The sequence below is a fragment of the Planktothrix sp. PLAVEN19ND genome (assembly GCF_057220675.1).
In genome coordinates this window covers 4,690,201-4,706,775 of record NZ_CM170132.1, presented here as the reverse complement: position 1 = coordinate 4,706,775, position 16,575 = coordinate 4,690,201, and the positions used below count along the sequence as shown (strand labels likewise).

The 16,575-nt window shown below is 40.3% G+C and carries 11 protein-coding genes; 8 read left to right on the top strand and 3 right to left on the bottom strand.

Features of this window, described 5'->3' with window-relative positions; translation table 11 throughout:
- Positions 1 to 3 precede the first annotated feature (3 nt).
- From AC2D3N_RS20040 to AC2D3N_RS20020, 5 genes are all read left to right on the top strand, one after another.
- Entirely contained in the window at positions 4 to 711 is a 708-nt protein-coding gene (locus AC2D3N_RS20040) for a DUF1997 domain-containing protein (RefSeq protein ID WP_079680682.1), read from the top strand.
- 580 nt (positions 712 to 1,291) lie between these two features.
- A complete protein-coding gene (locus AC2D3N_RS20035; RefSeq protein WP_079680681.1) occupies positions 1,292 to 2,665 on the top strand; it encodes a CmpA/NrtA family ABC transporter substrate-binding protein in 1,374 nt (457 codons plus the stop codon).
- A 155-nt stretch (positions 2,666 to 2,820) separates the two neighbouring features.
- Positions 2,821 to 3,669, top strand: a complete 849-nt coding sequence (ntrB, locus tag AC2D3N_RS20030) for a nitrate ABC transporter permease (RefSeq protein ID WP_079680680.1) — start codon at positions 2,821 to 2,823, stop codon at positions 3,667 to 3,669.
- 138 nt (positions 3,670 to 3,807) lie between these two features.
- Complete coding sequence (locus AC2D3N_RS20025; protein WP_079680679.1) at positions 3,808 to 5,814, top strand: ABC transporter ATP-binding/substrate-binding protein; 2,007 nt, start codon at positions 3,808 to 3,810, stop codon at positions 5,812 to 5,814.
- A gap of 71 nt (positions 5,815 to 5,885) precedes the next feature.
- Positions 5,886 to 6,740 (top strand): nitrate ABC transporter ATP-binding protein, encoded by an 855-nt coding sequence (locus tag AC2D3N_RS20020; RefSeq protein ID WP_079680678.1) that lies wholly within the window; start codon positions 5,886 to 5,888, stop codon positions 6,738 to 6,740.
- A 179-nt stretch (positions 6,741 to 6,919) separates the two neighbouring features.
- On the opposite strand, the gene AC2D3N_RS20015 is transcribed toward AC2D3N_RS20020, so the two are convergent.
- Positions 6,920 to 8,344, bottom strand: a complete 1,425-nt coding sequence (locus AC2D3N_RS20015; protein ID WP_079680677.1) for an NADP-dependent isocitrate dehydrogenase — start codon at positions 8,342 to 8,344, stop codon at positions 6,920 to 6,922.
- 593 nt (positions 8,345 to 8,937) lie between these two features.
- Between AC2D3N_RS20015 and pckA the strand changes: the two genes are divergently transcribed.
- Together pckA and AC2D3N_RS20005 are read left to right on the top strand one after the other, a co-directional pair.
- Entirely contained in the window at positions 8,938 to 10,665 is a 1,728-nt protein-coding gene (gene pckA / locus AC2D3N_RS20010) for a phosphoenolpyruvate carboxykinase (ATP) (RefSeq protein WP_484691924.1), read from the top strand.
- A 156-nt stretch (positions 10,666 to 10,821) separates the two neighbouring features.
- The gene (locus AC2D3N_RS20005) at positions 10,822 to 11,580 is read left to right on the top strand and encodes an aspartate/glutamate racemase family protein (protein WP_484691923.1); all 759 of its coding nucleotides are present in this window, start codon (positions 10,822 to 10,824) and stop codon (positions 11,578 to 11,580) included.
- Here AC2D3N_RS20005 and AC2D3N_RS20000 read toward each other — a convergent pair.
- Together AC2D3N_RS20000 and AC2D3N_RS19995 are read right to left on the bottom strand one after the other, a co-directional pair.
- Positions 11,577 to 12,896, bottom strand: a complete 1,320-nt coding sequence (locus AC2D3N_RS20000; RefSeq protein ID WP_484691922.1) for a dicarboxylate/amino acid:cation symporter — start codon at positions 12,894 to 12,896, stop codon at positions 11,577 to 11,579. The two genes, AC2D3N_RS20005 and AC2D3N_RS20000, sit on opposite strands and share 4 nt — an antisense overlap.
- 14 nt (positions 12,897 to 12,910) lie before the next feature.
- The gene (locus AC2D3N_RS19995) at positions 12,911 to 14,134 is read right to left on the bottom strand and encodes a peptidoglycan-binding protein (protein WP_484691921.1); all 1,224 of its coding nucleotides are present in this window, start codon (positions 14,132 to 14,134) and stop codon (positions 12,911 to 12,913) included.
- A 400-nt stretch (positions 14,135 to 14,534) separates the two neighbouring features.
- On the opposite strand from AC2D3N_RS19995, the gene AC2D3N_RS19990 reads away from it, so the two are divergent.
- Positions 14,535 to 16,574 (top strand): adenylate/guanylate cyclase domain-containing protein, encoded by a 2,040-nt coding sequence (locus tag AC2D3N_RS19990; RefSeq protein WP_484691920.1) that lies wholly within the window; start codon positions 14,535 to 14,537, stop codon positions 16,572 to 16,574.
- Position 16,575 lies beyond the last annotated feature (1 nt).

Here is a 16,575-nt window from a genome sequence, read left to right as displayed (position 1 = left end):
ATCATGCAACAGGACGAATCTGTTGAACTTCAACCATTAAGAGGGTCATCTGAGTCTGTTGATGATTCTGTTACTCTCCCAAACCCCGAAGAACAAAGCAACCCAGAGGCAGAAACTCAGGAGTTAATCTGGTTTCACAGCACTTTTGAAGACTGTATGGAAATGTTCGCCGATATGGATACGGTGGCGGAATATTTAGGTCAACATAGCGGGTGGTTTTGTCGGTGTGCATTACCGATGAAAACCGAACCCCTGGGAAATAATGCCTATGATTTATTAATTGGACGGTTTGGAGCCTTGGGTTATCGGGTGGAAGCGCGGATTGGGTTGGAATTGGTTCCACCGGATGCCGAGGGGATTTATCGGATTCGGACAGTTCCCATCCCTAATTATACGGCTCCCGGTTATGAGGTGGATTTTCAATCAACGATGAAGTTAGTAGAATTAGCCACGGCGGACTTTTGTACTGAACGGGGGATTAAATTAACGGAATGTCCGACTCAAATCACCGGGGCGCAATGGTGCTTAAATTTGGCCGTCGGGGTACAAATTCCCCAGTTTATTCGGGCTAAGTCGGAAGGGTTAATTCAAAAAACCGGGGACGCGCTGCTCAAAAATATTGTTAAACAAGTTTCTCGACGTCTGAGTGCAAAAACTCAACAGGATTTTCATAGCAGTTTGGGGATTCCTTTTCCAAAACATCGCTGTTAAGGCGGGCTGTTACGAATTTAAACTTTATTACCCTAGCGAGCACTGGACGTTTACTTGCCGTCTAATATAAGCGCACGCGACTATATAAAGCACCCCAACCCAGTCGGAGTATATTGACGTTTTTATATGTAAAGCATTCTAAGTATTGTTTTCTGTCAATGCTTGTCATCGGCTGTTTTTTCTTGACTTAAACAATCAATTTGTTGTTTAAATCTCAATTTTTGGCCAAAAATGGCGATTTTGATAATATTTGATTATATTTTAAATAAATATATTTAGAATAAACGATGAATGATAAGCAAAGCCTGATCACTCCCATTAAAAAAAAAATCATATTTAGCACTAAAAGGTAGTGACAATCTATAGATATGATGCTACTTTAGTATTTATAGACGGCTATGGCACGACTTAATTAACAATCAAGTCCCAACCTAAGTCACCCTGACCCTAGGGTAGTGTTTTATCTAGTGACTACCTCTAAGGAAAAGCTAGATCCCTTTAATGCAACAATGTACTACTACAAAATTCATTTTGTAAGTAGCAACCTATTTTTTCAACAGACAGGTTGTTAGGAGGTTTAATGTCTGAATTTTCAACAGGTTATTCTCGCAGAAAGTTTTTAATTACCGCCGGAGTTTCGGCGGCTAGTACCATCTTTTTAAAAGGATGTTTAGGCAACCCACCTGAACCTACAGCTAATACGGGAAATTCACCAGCGACAACAAACGTTCCGACGGCTAATATTAGTCCAGAACAAGCCCCAGAAGTGACAGCAATTAAACTGGGTTTTATTCCGATTGTGGAAGCTGCACCATTAATTATTGCCAAAGAAAAAGGCTTTTTTGCTAAGTATGGAATGAGCGATGTTGAAGTATCCAAACAGGCAAACTGGGCCTCAGCACGGGATAACGTCACCATTGGGTCAAGTGGGGGTGGAATTGATGGTGGACAGTGGCAAATGCCCATGCCCCATTTAATTACAGAAGGCATTATTACCGGGGGCAAAAAAGTTCCTATGTATGTCTTAGCCCAGTTAGTAACTAATGGCAATGGAGTCGCTATTTCTAATACCCATTTAGGCAAAGGAATAGGCTTAGATATTAAAGGTGCTGCCGAATATATTCGCAGTCTTCCAACTACCACTGGGCGCAAATTTAAAGCAGCTTATACCTTCCCTAATGCTAACCAAGATTTTTGGATTCGTTATTGGTTAGCTGCGGGTGGAATAAACCCAGATGTTGATATTGATTTGATAGCAGTTCCTCCGGCAGAAACGGTGCAAGGAATGCGAAATGGAACCATGGATGCCTTTAGTACAGGCGACCCTTGGCCCTATCGAATTGTTAGTGATAACATCGGTTTTATGTCCTGTTTAACCACTGAAGTTTGGCCGTTTCATCCTGAAGAATATTTAGCGATTCGTGCCGACTGGGTTGATAAACATCCCAAGGCAACAAAAGCCCTATTAAAAGGGATAATGGAAGCCCAACAATGGTGTGATAAACCGGAAAACAGAGCGGAATTAGTCACGATAGTTTCTGGACGGAATTATTTTAATGTTCCTGAAGCAGTTCTGACTCCTCCCTTCCAAGGAAACTATCAAATGGGAGATGGAAAACCGCCGATTCAAGACTTTAATAAAGGGCCGTTATATTGGAAAGATCCAATTGGGAATGTTTCCTATCCCTATAAAAGTCATGATTTATGGTTTTTAACTGAAAGTATCCGTTGGGGTTTCCACCAGGGTCAAATTAAAGATATTGCCCAAGCAAAAGCCATTGTCGATAAAGTAAACCGGGAGGATATTTGGCGAGAAGCAGCTAAAGAAGCTGGGTTTACTGCTGATATTCCCGCTTCAACATCAAGAGGTGTGGAAAAGTTCTTTGATGGGATTACTTTTGATCCGGCAAATCCAGAAGCCTATCTTCAAAGTTTAACAATCAAAAAAGTCTAGTGATGAGTTCATAATTAAGAATTAACCTATAGTAATCATAGATAATTCTTAATTGTGAAAAAGTGAATCTTCCCCATTCTCATTATAGACTCAGAAAAAAATAAAGGCTCATCTTCCCATTTGATTTACTAATAACTAATCAAGGAGTTTAAAAAATGACAAGTACCGCTAAAAGAAGAAGCAACGGAAATAGCTTTGTTGACAACTTGGGTGAATATTGGAAAAAGAACTCACAAAATATTATTCTTCCCTTCATGGGAACTTTGGGTTTTTTAGTAGTTTGGCAACTTTTATCCTTATCGGGAATTACCCGTTTACCAGGGCCGTTAAGTGTGATTACCAATGAACAAACCCGAATTTTATTAATGTATCCTTTTTATGATCGGGGAGGATTAGATAAAGGCTTATTCTGGCAAACTTTAGCCAGTTTAGGACGGGTGGCTCAAGGCTATTCAATTGCTGCAATTGTTGGCATTGGCGTTGGTATTTTAGTGGGAACAAATCCGATTTTAGATAAAGCATTAGATCCCCTATTTCAGTTTTTAAGAATGGTGGCTCCTTTAGCCTGGGTTCCCATTGCCTTAGTTGCCTTTCAACAAAACCAACCCGCCGCGATTTTCGTGATTTTTATTACCTCCGTTTGGCCGATTTTAATTAATACCAAAGAAGGTGTTAAACAGATTCCCGATGATTATAATAACGTTGCCAAAGTCTTGCAATTATCTCGCAAAGAATATTACTTAAATATTCTATTCCCTTCCGCCTTACCTTACATTTTCACCGGATTAAGAATTGCCGTAGGTTTAGCTTGGTTAGCGATTATTGCCGCCGAAATCGTGATGTCTGGGATTGTGGGAATTGGTTTCTTTATCTGGGATGCTTACCAACAAAACTATATCAGTGACATTCTTTTAGCCGTGGTTTATATCGGTGCCGTGGGTTTAATTTTAGACCGAGGTATTGGCTATGTTCAACAACTAATTGTGCCTGGGGAAAGAAAGTAATAACGGAATTGATAGGATTTACAGGATTAACCGGATAGACGAGACAGTTAATCCTTAATTCCCAACAGTCAAAAGTTACAGTGTGAGCGTCCTCGCTTGCTGAGGGTAAAAATAAACCATTAATCAGGAGTTAATATCATGGAAAAACCCTTAATTGAAGTGGAACAAATTGATAAAGTCTTTAACTTAACCGGGGGAGGTCAATATGTTGCCCTCAAAGGCATTGACTTACAAATTAAAAAAGGTGAATTTGTTACCTTAATTGGACACTCTGGCTGCGGAAAATCAACCTTATTAAACATGGTGGCGGGGTTAGATTTACCCTCAGAAGGAATTGTCACCATTGAAGGTCAAAAAATTACCAAACCAGGGCCAGATCGCATGGTAGTATTTCAAAACTATTCTTTATTACCCTGGCGAACTGTCCGAGAAAATATTGCTTTAGCAGTAGATTCCGTGATGAAAGGATTACCCTTAGCGGAACGGACAACTATCATTGAAAGCCATATTGATATGGTAGGATTACGCCCCGCCACAGACAAATATCCTGCCCAATTATCAGGGGGAATGAAACAACGGGTGGCGATTGCCCGTGCCCTAGCATTACGACCAAAATTATTATTATTAGATGAACCCTTTGGGGCTTTAGATGCCTTAACCCGGGGCAATCTTCAAGAACAATTAATGAAGATTTGCCAAGACAATGAAATTAGTGCCTTAATGGTGACTCACGATGTCGATGAAGCCGTGTTACTTTCGGATCGAATTGTGATGTTAACCAACGGCCCCGAATCAAAAATCGGACAGATTTTAGATGTAGATATTCCCCGCCCCCGCCAACGGATGCAAGTGGTAGAACATCCCAGTTATTACCGCTTGCGGAGTGAAATGATTTATTTCCTCAATCAACAAAAACTCATCAAAAAAATGCGGGCGAAAAAGAATAAAGTTGTTGCCCGTCATGGCCTAGAAAAAATTAATTTAGAACTCGGTTTTGTTCCCCTGACCGCCTGCGCCCCCCTCGCCGTGGCGAAGGAATTGGGATTTTTTGAAAAACACGGCCTCGATGAAATCAATCTCGTCCGAGAAACCAGTTGGCGCGGCATTAGTGATGGCATCGCTGGAGGCTATTTAGACGCGGCCCAGATGCCCTCGGGGATGCCTCTGTGGATGACCTTGGGAGGGGATGACACCCAACCCATAACGGTGATTACAGCCCTGACTATGACTCGCAACGGTAACGCCATTACCCTTGCCCGTCGCTTTTATGACCAAGGGATTTACACCCTGGCTGACTTTAAACAGATGTTGTTAAAATCCCCGGGACAACAACATCGCATGGGGGTGGTGCATCCAAGTTCCATGCACAACCTGTTACTGCGCTATTGGTTAGCCTCCGGGGGTATTGACCCAGACCATGATGTGGAACTGTTGACCATTCCTCCAGCCCAAATGGTGGTGGACTTACAAGGTGGTACTATTGATGGGTTCTGTGTGGGGGAACCTTGGAACCTGCGGGCGATGATGGAGGACGTCGGGTTTACCGTGGCGACGGACTTGGAAATTTGGCCGGGACATCCGGGGAAAGTTTTGGGAGTGCGCGAAGACTGGGCGCAGGCCTATCCCAATACCCATATTGCCTTAGTTAAGGCGTTGTTAGAGGCTTCCGCCTATTGTGCTAACCCGGAAAATTCCGATGAAATTCGGCAACTGTTGGCCCAACGTCACTATCTGGGAACCCGCCCCGAATATATTCAATTAGTCGATCCCAATGATGCAGCGTGCAACTTGGATCAACCCATGGGTCAATATGCCCATCATCAATTTTTTGGCGATGGAGTAAACCGTCCCAGTCGCACCGAACAGCTTTGGCACATGGTTCAAATGGCCCGTTGGGGACATACGCCTTTCCCCCGCAACTGGGTGGAAATTTTAGAACGGTTATGTTCGGTGGGTGCTTTTAGTACGGCAGCCCGGGAATTAGGACTTTCTGAAATTAGTTATAGTCGGGGCGCAATTCAATTATTTGATGGTACAAAATTTGATACCGAAGATCCCATTGGTTATCTGAATAGTTTGAAGATTAAACGGGATTTTACCGTAACAGAAATTGTATTAGATTCTCCCCGGATTAAAGTGGCTTAATTCAACAAAATTAGAGACGCGCTCCCGGCACGTCTCTACAAATCTAATTTAAAATTCAGGAAATATCAACCATGACTACTACTAAAATTTCTGCCTCTACCTTTGGGAAAAAATTTACTAAAAAATCCACCGATAAAACTGAACCTTATTTAGTATTTGATCAGGTTTCTAAGGTTTATCCCACTGCTAAAGAGCCCTACACGGTTTTAAAAGATGTTAACCTCACGATTAATGAAGGTGAGTTTATTTGCGTCATCGGACATTCCGGTTGTGGAAAATCGACTTTATTAAATATGGTGTCTGGGTTTAATATTCCTTCCGATGGTCAGGTGACATTGCGTTCAAAACCGATTTTGAAACCTGGCCCCGACCGGATGGTGGTCTTTCAAAACTATGCGTTATTGCCTTGGCGCACGGTGTTTGAAAATGTCTATTTAGCGGTTAATGCGGTTCATCCCAATAAGTCAAAGGCTGAAAAAAATGCTATTGTTCGAGACCATTTAGCCATGGTGGGATTATCAGAAGCCGCTGAGAAAAAACCTCCTCAAATTTCGGGAGGGATGAAACAACGGGCGGCGATCGCCCGGGCTTTAGCTATTCGTCCAGAAGTGTTAATTTTAGATGAACCTTTTGGAGCTTTGGATGCAATTACAAAGGAAGAATTGCAGGAAGAATTGTTAAAAATTTGGAATGATCATCGCTGTACAGTATTAATGATTACCCATGATATTGATGAAGCATTATTCCTGGCAGATCGCTTAGTGATGATGACTAATGGCCCCTCGGCAACCATTGGAGAAATCCTAGAAATTCCCTTTGAACGTCCCCGCGATCGCACTCAAATTATGGAAGATCCCGAATATTATAACCTGAGAAATTATGCCCTTGATTTCCTCTATCGTCGTTTTGCCCATGATGACGAATAAATAAATAATTGTTAACAGTTGACTACAACCCAAAACCCCGGTTTCTTCCAAAAACTGGGGTTTCAGTCTCCGTATCGTCTTATATACAAAAGCAATTCTAATAGGACTTACTACTTTTGTAGTAAGTCCTTCCGGGCTTAATCAGAGTCCTAAAGGACTCACTACGATTTTAGAATCAATTAATCATTGAAATGCTTAATAATTGCATCGGCAAATTCTGAACATTTCAAGGGTGTAACAGGGGGTTCCATCAACCGAGCTAAATCATAGGTGACTTCTTGATTAGCGATCGCTCCACTTAACCCTTTTTTAATCAAATCAGCGGCTTCTTGCCAACCCATATATTCTAACATCATCACCCCCGATAAAATCAGAGACCCCGGGTTAACTCGATCCAGTCCGGCGTGTTTGGGTGCAGTCCCATGGGTGGCTTCAAAAATCGCACAGTCATCCCCAATATTTGCCCCTGGGCCCATGCCTAAACCTCCGACCATCGCAGCGGCCGCATCGGATAAATAATCCCCATTTAAATTCATGGTAGCCAGGATAGAATACTCATCAGGACGGGTTTGAATCTGTTGGAAAATACTATCGGCAATCCGGTCATTGACCATAATTTTTTCTTTCCATTTCCCATTGCCATGGGTTTCCCCAATAGCCTTGAGAACATCTTCCACTTCCTGACAAATTTCGGCTTTTTTCTCAGGCGTTAGGGAGTCGTAACCTGGGTCAATCATTCGGGCATTATCTTCAATAGAAAGATCGGGATTTGTTTCCTGATTCCCCAAAATCCAAGATTCCCGTTCAGTCACACATTCGTTGCGAAATTCCGTGGTTGCCAGTTCGTAACCCCAATCCCGAAAGGCTCCCTCGGTATATTTCATAATATTACCTTTATGCACTAACGTCACCATTTGTTTGTTTTTAGGTAGACGCAACGCTTGAAAAATAGCTCGACGAACTAACCGTTGAGATCCGGTTTTACTAATGGGTTTAATTCCAATGCCAGAATCAAGGCGAATTTGTTTTTTCCCATGTTCAGGAGTCGCCGGAATTAACTCCGTATTCAGAAAATTAATTAATTTTTCGGCAATTTCCGTTCCCTGCCGCCATTCAATTCCTAAGTAAATATCTTCGGTATTTTCCCGATAGATAATCACATCTAATTTTTCCGGGGTTTTGTGGGGGGAAGGAGTTCCAGTATAATATTTACAGGGACGCACACAGGCATACAGATCATGAATTTGTCGTAATGCCACATTCAAAGACCGAATCCCGCCTCCGATGGGAGTGGTTAATGGCCCTTTAATGGCAATCCCATATTCCCTGATGGCGGTGGTAGTATCTTCGGGTAAATATTGATAAGTGCCGTAGAGTTCGCAGGCTTCATCGCCAGCGTAGACTTTGAACCAACTAATTTTACGTTGATCTCCGTAGGAGGCTGCAATAGCCGCGTCTAAAACTTTCTCCGTGGCGGGCCAGAGGTCAATTCCTGTCCCATCTCCCCGGATAAACGGAATAATCGGATTATTCGGGACAATGGGTTCGCCATTTTTGAAGGTAACTTTTTCGCCTGTGGTCGGTGGAGTGATTTTGTCGTACATATTCCTAAGAGGTGGAAAATAATTTTCCCTATTTTGTCATGATTGTTTACACCGATCCCCATTATTCACTGAAAAATTTTAGTTTTTCTGTTAGAATTGGCACAAGTATGTTGTTTTTTTACGGTTTATATCAAGGAATTATGACATTTTTAGCTAAGGATAGAATTTTGATGCAAAAGCTGCACCTTGGCATCATTTCTTAAACAATTGAAAGAAAAATACAAGAATATTTTAAAAAAAGTTAATATTCAAAAATTCAAACCTGTGTATGATGATTAGTAGCGAAAGCTAATGGAAATTGATTAACTTTCGACCCAACCTGGATTAGAGACCGACAAAGGGTTAAACTAGAGATTAAATATCAAACTCGTTGTTTCTTTTCTGAATATTTATATTCCAGTTATCTGTCATGCTGGGTTGCCAGGGTTAGACTGGCAATCCCAACCCGGACATCAAACGAATCAGTTGGAGAAAAGTGACCTCCTTCAAACTGAGTTTGTCACTTCAATAGGTTATTAATTTTTTACCCTTTTTAATTAATCCTAATTTCAGAAAACTTCAGATTTAATATTTATTGACTGGAGATTGCAACTATGGAAACCACTAGATCCATTAATCAAAACCCCTATCAAGATGTGTTTTCTCCCACATTAATTAATAGTCGATTGGCAGATCAGCAAGGGGATTTTCCCACAAATTATACCCCCAAAAAACAGACAGAACAACCCCTTTTATTAGAATTATCCGATTATGGGTTAGGAGAATTAGGACTGAGAAATCTGGGTCATGTTTATCGGAATTTAGCCATTCCCATTTTAGTAGAACATTCGATTGCTCGCATCGAAGGGATTTTGAGTGCTAACGGGGCGCTGTGTGTGAAAACCGGAAAATATACCGGACGTTCACCCCACGATAAATATATGGTGGATGAAGCCGAAAGTCGGGATGAAATTCACTGGAGCAAAACCAATGTTCCCATCCCAGAATTTAATTTTGATCGGCTGTATCGTCGAGTGCGGTCTTATGTTCAGGGACGGGATTTATATATTTTTGATGGCTATGTGGGTGCTGATCCTCAATATCAATATGGGGTGCGAGTGATTACCGAAAGAGCGTCCCAAAGTTTATTTGCACAACAACTGTTTATTCGCCCCACTCCTGAACAACTTCAAACCCACCACGCCGATTTTACCGTGATTGCGGTTCCCGGGTTACACGCCGATCCCGAAGATGATGGGATTAATAGTGAGGCTTTTATTGTTCTGAATTTATCAAAAAAAATGGTAATTATTGGGGGGTCTAAATATGCTGGAGAAATCAAAAAATCCGTATTTTCCCTGATGAATTACTTCATGACCAAAGCCGATGTGCTACCCATGCACTGTGCCGCCAATATGGATGCAGATGGAAACACCGCCCTCTTTTTTGGTCTCTCAGGAACTGGAAAAACCACCCTCTCGGCTGACCCCCAACGCTATTTAATTGGGGACGATGAACATGGCTGGTCAGATCATGGGGTATTTAACTTTGAGGGCGGCTGTTACGCCAAAACGATTAAACTGCGTCGGGAACAGGAACCCCAAATCTGGGATGCGATTCGGTTTGGGGCGTTGATGGAAAATGTGGTGTTAGATCATGACACCCGTGTTCCTGATTTTGATGATAGTAGCTTGACGGAAAATACCCGGGTTGCCTATCCCATCGAATATATCCCGAATGCGGTGATTCCGGGCGTCGGTCGCCATCCTAAAACCATTATTTTCCTGACCGCAGATGCCTTTGGTGTGTTACCTCCGATCGCCAAACTGACTTCATTACAGGCGATGTATCATTTTATGTCCGGTTATACCAGTAAGGTCGCCGGAACCGAACGGGGGATTAAAGACCCAGAAGCCACCTTTTCCGCCGGGTTTGGTAAATGTTTCCTGCCCCTGGCTGCGTCAGTGTATGCCAAATTATTGGGGAAACGTTTGGAAGAACACCCAGAAACGAAGGTCTATTTGGTAAATACCGGGTGGTCGGGGGGGCCCTATGGCGTGGGTGAACGAGTGGCCATTGCCCATACTCGCGCCATGGTATCGGCGGCGGTGAATGGAGATTTAGAGCAGGTGAAATTTAATCCCCATCCGATTTTTAAAGTCTTAATACCCGAAACTATTCCCGGGGTTCCCGATGAAATTTTAGATCCGGTGAAAACCTGGAAAGATCCCCAAGAGTATGAAAAACAAGCGAAACAATTAGCCCAGTTATTTGTGGAAAACTTCCAGAAATTTGAGGGAGTTCCTGAAAGTGTTCTGGAGGCTCAACCCCATATCAATTAAGTTCACCCGTAGTGAGGGCTGAAGCCCTCAATTCTATTAATCCCTTTGCTGTTGGAGCGGAGGGTTTTTAGATTTTTAAAAAGTTACAAATTTTGTGTTTTTCCGGTTTAATCTTATTTAGGTTCGGTTTGATCATAAAATGTAACTATTTAATCCATGAACCAGCTAATCAAACAACAAGCAATTCCGGGAATTATTGGGGGGTTAGGGCCCTTAGCTCATATTGAATTAGAGCGTCAATTAATTGCTTTAAATCAAGCGCGAGGAGCCTGTTGTGATCAGGAGCATCCCGTTTGGTTTTTAATTAATGCTACGGATATTCCCAATCGGACGAAAAGTATTATTGGAGAGGCGGAAAGTTGCACCCCCTGGTTAGTTAAATATGGCAAAATTTTACAAACCGCCGGGGCTAATTTTTTAGTGATTCCTTGTAATACCTCCCATGCTTTTTATGATCAAGTTCAGCCTCAATTAAATATTCCTTGGATTCATTGGATGAACTCTACAAGCCTATTCATTCAAACCCATTATCCTCAATATCAAAATATTGGGGTTTTAGCAACAACAGGAACACTCAAAACCCAACTTTATCACCACAGTTTAACCGCATTGGGACTAAATTCGATTCAACCTCCCTTAAATTCTGAAGTCCAAAACCAGATTATGAATGCCATTTATCATCCGATTTGGGGAATTAAAGCCACAGGAATTCAAGTTTCTACCCAGGCTTTAGAAATCTTAGTTACTGCGACTAATTGGTTAGCAGATCAAGGAGCAGAATTAGTGATTGCTGGATGCACAGAACTTTCTGTAGGTTTTGATTATTTAACAGATCTGCCTTTAATTTGGGTTGATCCGATGAAAATTATGGCAGAAATTACTTTAGATTTAGCTTGGGGATATGGTGCAACTTAGACCATTTCTCCTTGATCTATTACTGGATATTCAACTAAAACTCTAGGATCAGCAATAACCGCAGTTGATGCGATCGCCGTATGAACAATACACAATGTTCGGAAAGGGTCAATAATCGGGTCAATGGCAATTAACAGGACTAACACCGCTTCTAAGGGTAATCCCAAGGGTTTTAGGACTAAATCTAATAGAGTTAGGGTTAAAACCCCCGTTGTCCCTGACGTTGCCATGCCCGCAAAAATGGAGGCAATAATAATAATTAAAAAACTAGATAAATTTAAGGATGTATTATATAACTGGGCAATAAAAACCGAAGATATCGCAAAATAAGTAACCGAACCAAATCGACAAATCGTAATCGCTAAGGGAGTGACTAAATCAACCGTTTGCAAATTAAATTTTAAGATTTCAGTTAAGGAGGAAATAGAGGAGGGTAAACAGGAAAAACTACTTCGGGTTGCTAGGGCTAATATGGTGGGTTCTTTTAAAGCTATACAGACATTTTTGAAGGAAGTCTTAGCTTGTTTAGAAACCACTAAGGTACTGAGACAATAGATTAAGGCATAGGCAAGAATCACCACTCCTACAAAATCACCCATAGCCAGAACAATTCCAAACCCAGTTTTAGCAATTTGGCTGGCTAATAGACAGAATAAGCCAAAAGGTAAGAGCAGAATCAGCCAATCAATTAATTGTTTTGAACTTTTATAAATAGTATCAAGCAGCAAAAACAAGCTGGAAGATGATGATTCTTTTACCGACCCTAAAGCGATGCCAAAAATAATTGAAAAAAACAAAATTTTTAAAGTATTACCCTCGCTCAAAGCTGAAAAAATATTGTCAGGAATCAAGTTGAATAAAAAAGAGATTAACATAGAAGTTTCTTCTGGTTTAGGGGTATCACTGCTAAGAGAGACTTCTAAATCTAGTTCTGATGAATTAACAATTACCCCTAAAGCCGTTAAAGTTGATTCATCTAAATTTCCCCCTGGATTAGTAACGACAGCTAGGGTCATACCGATGACGCTACAGGCTAATAGTCCAACAGAAAAAACCAACAGAATGCGTTTGATATATTTCTCAGTGTCTTGACTACTAATTAACCGCCCAACACTCATGGTTGTCGCCGAGAATAATATCGGTAAAACACACATTTTTAATAAGGCTAAATACAAATTGCCAAAGGGCGTTAAAAATGCCGATATTTCTTTTTGGAATATGCCAAAATATAGCCCTAATATAATTCCTGGAACAATCGCCAAGGGATGACGCAATATTTTGAATAATTGATCAAAATTGAAATATTTTTTAAGCATTTTCAGGATGATATTTATTGTTGTTTAGGTTGTCCGGGTTTTCCAAATATATCGGAATATTCTTGAATCAGACTATCAACGGTATAGTTGATTTTGTTCAAGTCTAGGTAGAGATTAACAAATTGTAAAAGATGCCCACTTGACCAAGGAAGGGCAATTGCAATCGGATCGTAACTATCTGAGAGGGCAACCGTTTTAAAATTTAATGCTATATTAGGTTGATTCAGAAGAATTTTTTTCACTTCTAACTCATCCCGATAGGCTGCTAAAACATCACCGTTGATTGCGGCTTCAATTACATCCTCCCAAGTCGTAAATTCAACAATTTGAGCTTGGGGAAATTTCTCTTTGGTAAATCCCACATAGGATGATCCTTTAATCACCCCAATTTTTCCTTCAAAATTCTTTAAAAAATCAACCGTATCTTTCCCTTTTGACGCTTTTGCTAATTGTAAACGATTGATTAATAGACCATGCCTTAAGGTTAAATAAGGACGGGAAAAAGAGACCATTTTGGCTCTGGTCAAGGTCTGACTTAGTTTGGAAATTCCTAAATCGGCTTTTCGAGAATCAACAATATCCACGACATCATTAAAGGTTTTAGCCGTGCGATCAATTTTGAGAGAAACACCTAAAGCCGTAGCTAAATCTTGCGCTATTTTAATATCTGATCCGGTTAAATCACCCTGTTTATTTTTGACAAAAAATGGAAGAATATCAATTCCTATAATCGCAACAATTAGCTGATTTCGATCTACAATGGTTTGCAGATCGGGGGACAAACCAACAGAGGAAGTGGTTAACCCGATATTAGAGGTTAGTTCAGCCCTCATGCTATCATTGGGTTGGAGGTATTGCCAAGTTTGAGAATCAACTGTTCCCGTTGCCTCTAAGCCCATACTGACTTGAAAATTATAAACAGCCTCTTGTGTCCCTTCTCCATAAACTCCATCTAATGCACCTGGGTAATATCCTCGTTTTTTTAATTGAGTTTGTAAGTCAATGACTTGATTTCCCTGGCTATTAAGAGTGAGTAATGGTTGATCTGGATTAGATTGAACACTGACAGATATTGCCTGGGTTTCGGCAGTTTTTCCTATTGTTTCCTTAGGTAAAATATTGCTGGTTGAAATTGCAGAATCTCCCGTTGTCACCAAGACAGCTACAATGGCTGCTATACAACAAATAATCCCGATCAATTTTAGGAATGTCTGTTTCCGACTGGGGGGAATTGACATATTATTTTCCAAACTCCAAATCCTATTATACTCTGGTTGTGCTATTCTTCTAAAAATTCATAACTTTATCAGGAAAATTTCACATCTTTATGTGGGAATTGGGCATGAGTTATGACACTTTGCGGAATATTATCCAAAAATTCAGATATAATATATGTCAGTCGATTTTGCTAAAATGGAATTAGGAAGTTAACTTGATCTAATCCAGTATTAATCGGTCAAAATCATTTCAGGGTAATAGACTAATGAATTAGCTACTCTATTTTATAGAGTCCTATCAACTAAAGCATCTACTTTTACACTTTCCCACTGGAACACCACTGCTTGATAAATTACCGGATTTTAGTCATAAAAACAAAAAATATTGATTTAATTTACTGAATTTTATCATCAGATAACCATGAAAAAAATCACAAAACAACAAAAAACAAAAACCAGTATAAGTTTAAAAACAATGTTAACTGGTTTTATTGTTTTAACCATCAGCTTTACAACGGCAATTGTTTATTTACCTTGGTTTTTTACCTCTAAAAAAAATATTGCTAAAATTGTTACTCAAATCAACGAAGAAATTGCTCTATCAACCTCAAAAGAATTTATTGATTTATTCCAGAATGTTTACTATGCCCAGGATTTTATTAGAAGTGCCATTAATCGGGATTTAGTAGATATTAATAATCCCGAAGAACGCGATCGCTTTCTTTTAAGTATTCTGCAATCTAATCCCAGCTTTTCCTTTGTGCAATTTGCCTATCCGAATGGGGATTATGTCGGTGCTCAACGGGTAACAACAGCTTTTGAAAAACAAAATACGTTTAAACTGCATTTTCGTCAATGGGATGAAGAAAGAAAATTAGCGATTAAAACAACGGATAACTATGAATTAGTAGGCCAAAAACTACAATTAATTAAAACCACCCAAATTGAAGAACCGAATTGGTATACCCCGGGTCGTCCTTGGTATCGAGATGCACTGAAAACTCCTGGTCAAGCTGCTTGGACAGTCTATGTTTATCGCTCTACCAATACCCCTGGAATTGACTCTAATATCGCGCTTTATAAAGAACAAACAAATAACATCTACTGGCAGGTCGAAAACCCACCTGCACTCTTAGGCGTGATTGGTGTGGGGTTTGAATTCAAACAGATTTCCCGGCGTTTACAAGAACAACAAAAAGGGCGATCGCATATTGAGGTTTTTGTGATTAATTCTCAAGGAGAAATGATTGCTTCTACCGATCCCAATGAACATTCTCCAATTCAAATTAAAGGCCAAGATCAACCTCAGCTTCAACTCTTAAAATATTCTAAAAATCCCTATTTTCAGCTGGCTGTAAAAACACTAGAAGAACAAGCAGTAGATCTAAAACTGGTTAATATTCCTCAACAATGGATATCTAAAAATCCCCAGAATGGCAAATATTATTATGTCTCTCTGACTCCTGCTGTCACTCCAATGAATCAATTAGATTGGTTCATCGGAACAGTAATTCCCGAAGATCAATACATGGGAAAAATCAAAAAAAATAATCAAATTTTATTGGGGTTTGTGACAATATTAATTTTAGGAACAACGGGTTTAGTAATCACCGTTAGTGATCAATTATTGGTCAAACCGATTAATCAGATTAAAGAAGTGACTCATCGCGTTGAAAATGGAGATTTAGAAGTCAAAAAACTAGAAATTGAAACCTGTCAGGAGTTAAGCATTTTAACCAATTCGATTAATAATATGATTGTGGGACTTCGAGAAAGACAGCGAGAACGGGATATTTTCGGCCGTGTGGTTTCCCCGGAAGTCCGAGAAAAATTATTACAAGGTCAATTAAAATTAGGAGGGGAACTCTGTTGGGTCTCAGTTTTATTTACCGATATTCGCAATTTTTCTACCCTATCAGAACAGATGCAACCCCAAGAAGTGGTGGCATTTTTAAATGAATATCTAACCGAAATGACCGATGCAATTCGTCCTTGGGGGGGATATGTCAATAACTTTATTGGGGATGCAATTGTGGTAATTTTCGGAGCTCCTTTATCCCCAGCAGAAACAGAATGGCGTTCAGTGGCAGCCGCATTAACCATGCGTGAACGTTTAGAAGAACTAAATCAACGGCGAATTCAACGGGGTGAAGTTACTATTCAAGCGGGAATTGGTATTAGTAGTGGAGAAGTTGTGGCGGGACAAATTGGTTCCTTAGAACGGTTATTATATACGGTGATTGGGGATGCAGTAAATGTGGCGGCGCGTTTGGAAACCTTAACTAAAGAATATCCTGAATATACCATTTTAATTAATGAATCAACGGCCACCGCCATTGCCGAACATCATCATATTGTTCTCAAAAGTTTAGGTGAAATTAAAGTTAAAGGTCGCCAAAAGTCCGTAGAAGTTTATGCGGTTTTAGATTGGAAAAAAGAAGAAATTCTGGTTGTGACCTAGA

What these genes read in the sequence shown, in the direction of transcription:
- AC2D3N_RS20040 (WP_079680682.1), top strand. Translation starts at nt 4, where the DNA reads ATGCAACAGGACGAATCTGTTGAACTTCAACCATTAAGAGGGTCATCT.
- AC2D3N_RS20035 (WP_079680681.1), top strand. Translation starts at nt 1,292, where the DNA reads ATGTCTGAATTTTCAACAGGTTATTCTCGCAGAAAGTTTTTAATTACC.
- ntrB (WP_079680680.1), top strand. Translation starts at nt 2,821, where the DNA reads ATGACAAGTACCGCTAAAAGAAGAAGCAACGGAAATAGCTTTGTTGAC.
- AC2D3N_RS20025 (WP_079680679.1), top strand. Translation starts at nt 3,808, where the DNA reads ATGGAAAAACCCTTAATTGAAGTGGAACAAATTGATAAAGTCTTTAAC.
- AC2D3N_RS20020 (WP_079680678.1), top strand. Translation starts at nt 5,886, where the DNA reads ATGACTACTACTAAAATTTCTGCCTCTACCTTTGGGAAAAAATTTACT.
- AC2D3N_RS20015 (WP_079680677.1), bottom strand. Translation starts at nt 8,344, where the DNA reads ATGTACGACAAAATCACTCCACCGACCACAGGCGAAAAAGTTACCTTC.
- pckA (WP_484691924.1), top strand. Translation starts at nt 8,938, where the DNA reads ATGGAAACCACTAGATCCATTAATCAAAACCCCTATCAAGATGTGTTT.
- AC2D3N_RS20005 (WP_484691923.1), top strand. Translation starts at nt 10,822, where the DNA reads ATGAACCAGCTAATCAAACAACAAGCAATTCCGGGAATTATTGGGGGG.
- AC2D3N_RS20000 (WP_484691922.1), bottom strand. Translation starts at nt 12,896, where the DNA reads ATGCTTAAAAAATATTTCAATTTTGATCAATTATTCAAAATATTGCGT.
- AC2D3N_RS19995 (WP_484691921.1), bottom strand. Translation starts at nt 14,134, where the DNA reads ATGTCAATTCCCCCCAGTCGGAAACAGACATTCCTAAAATTGATCGGG.
- AC2D3N_RS19990 (WP_484691920.1), top strand. Translation starts at nt 14,535, where the DNA reads ATGAAAAAAATCACAAAACAACAAAAAACAAAAACCAGTATAAGTTTA.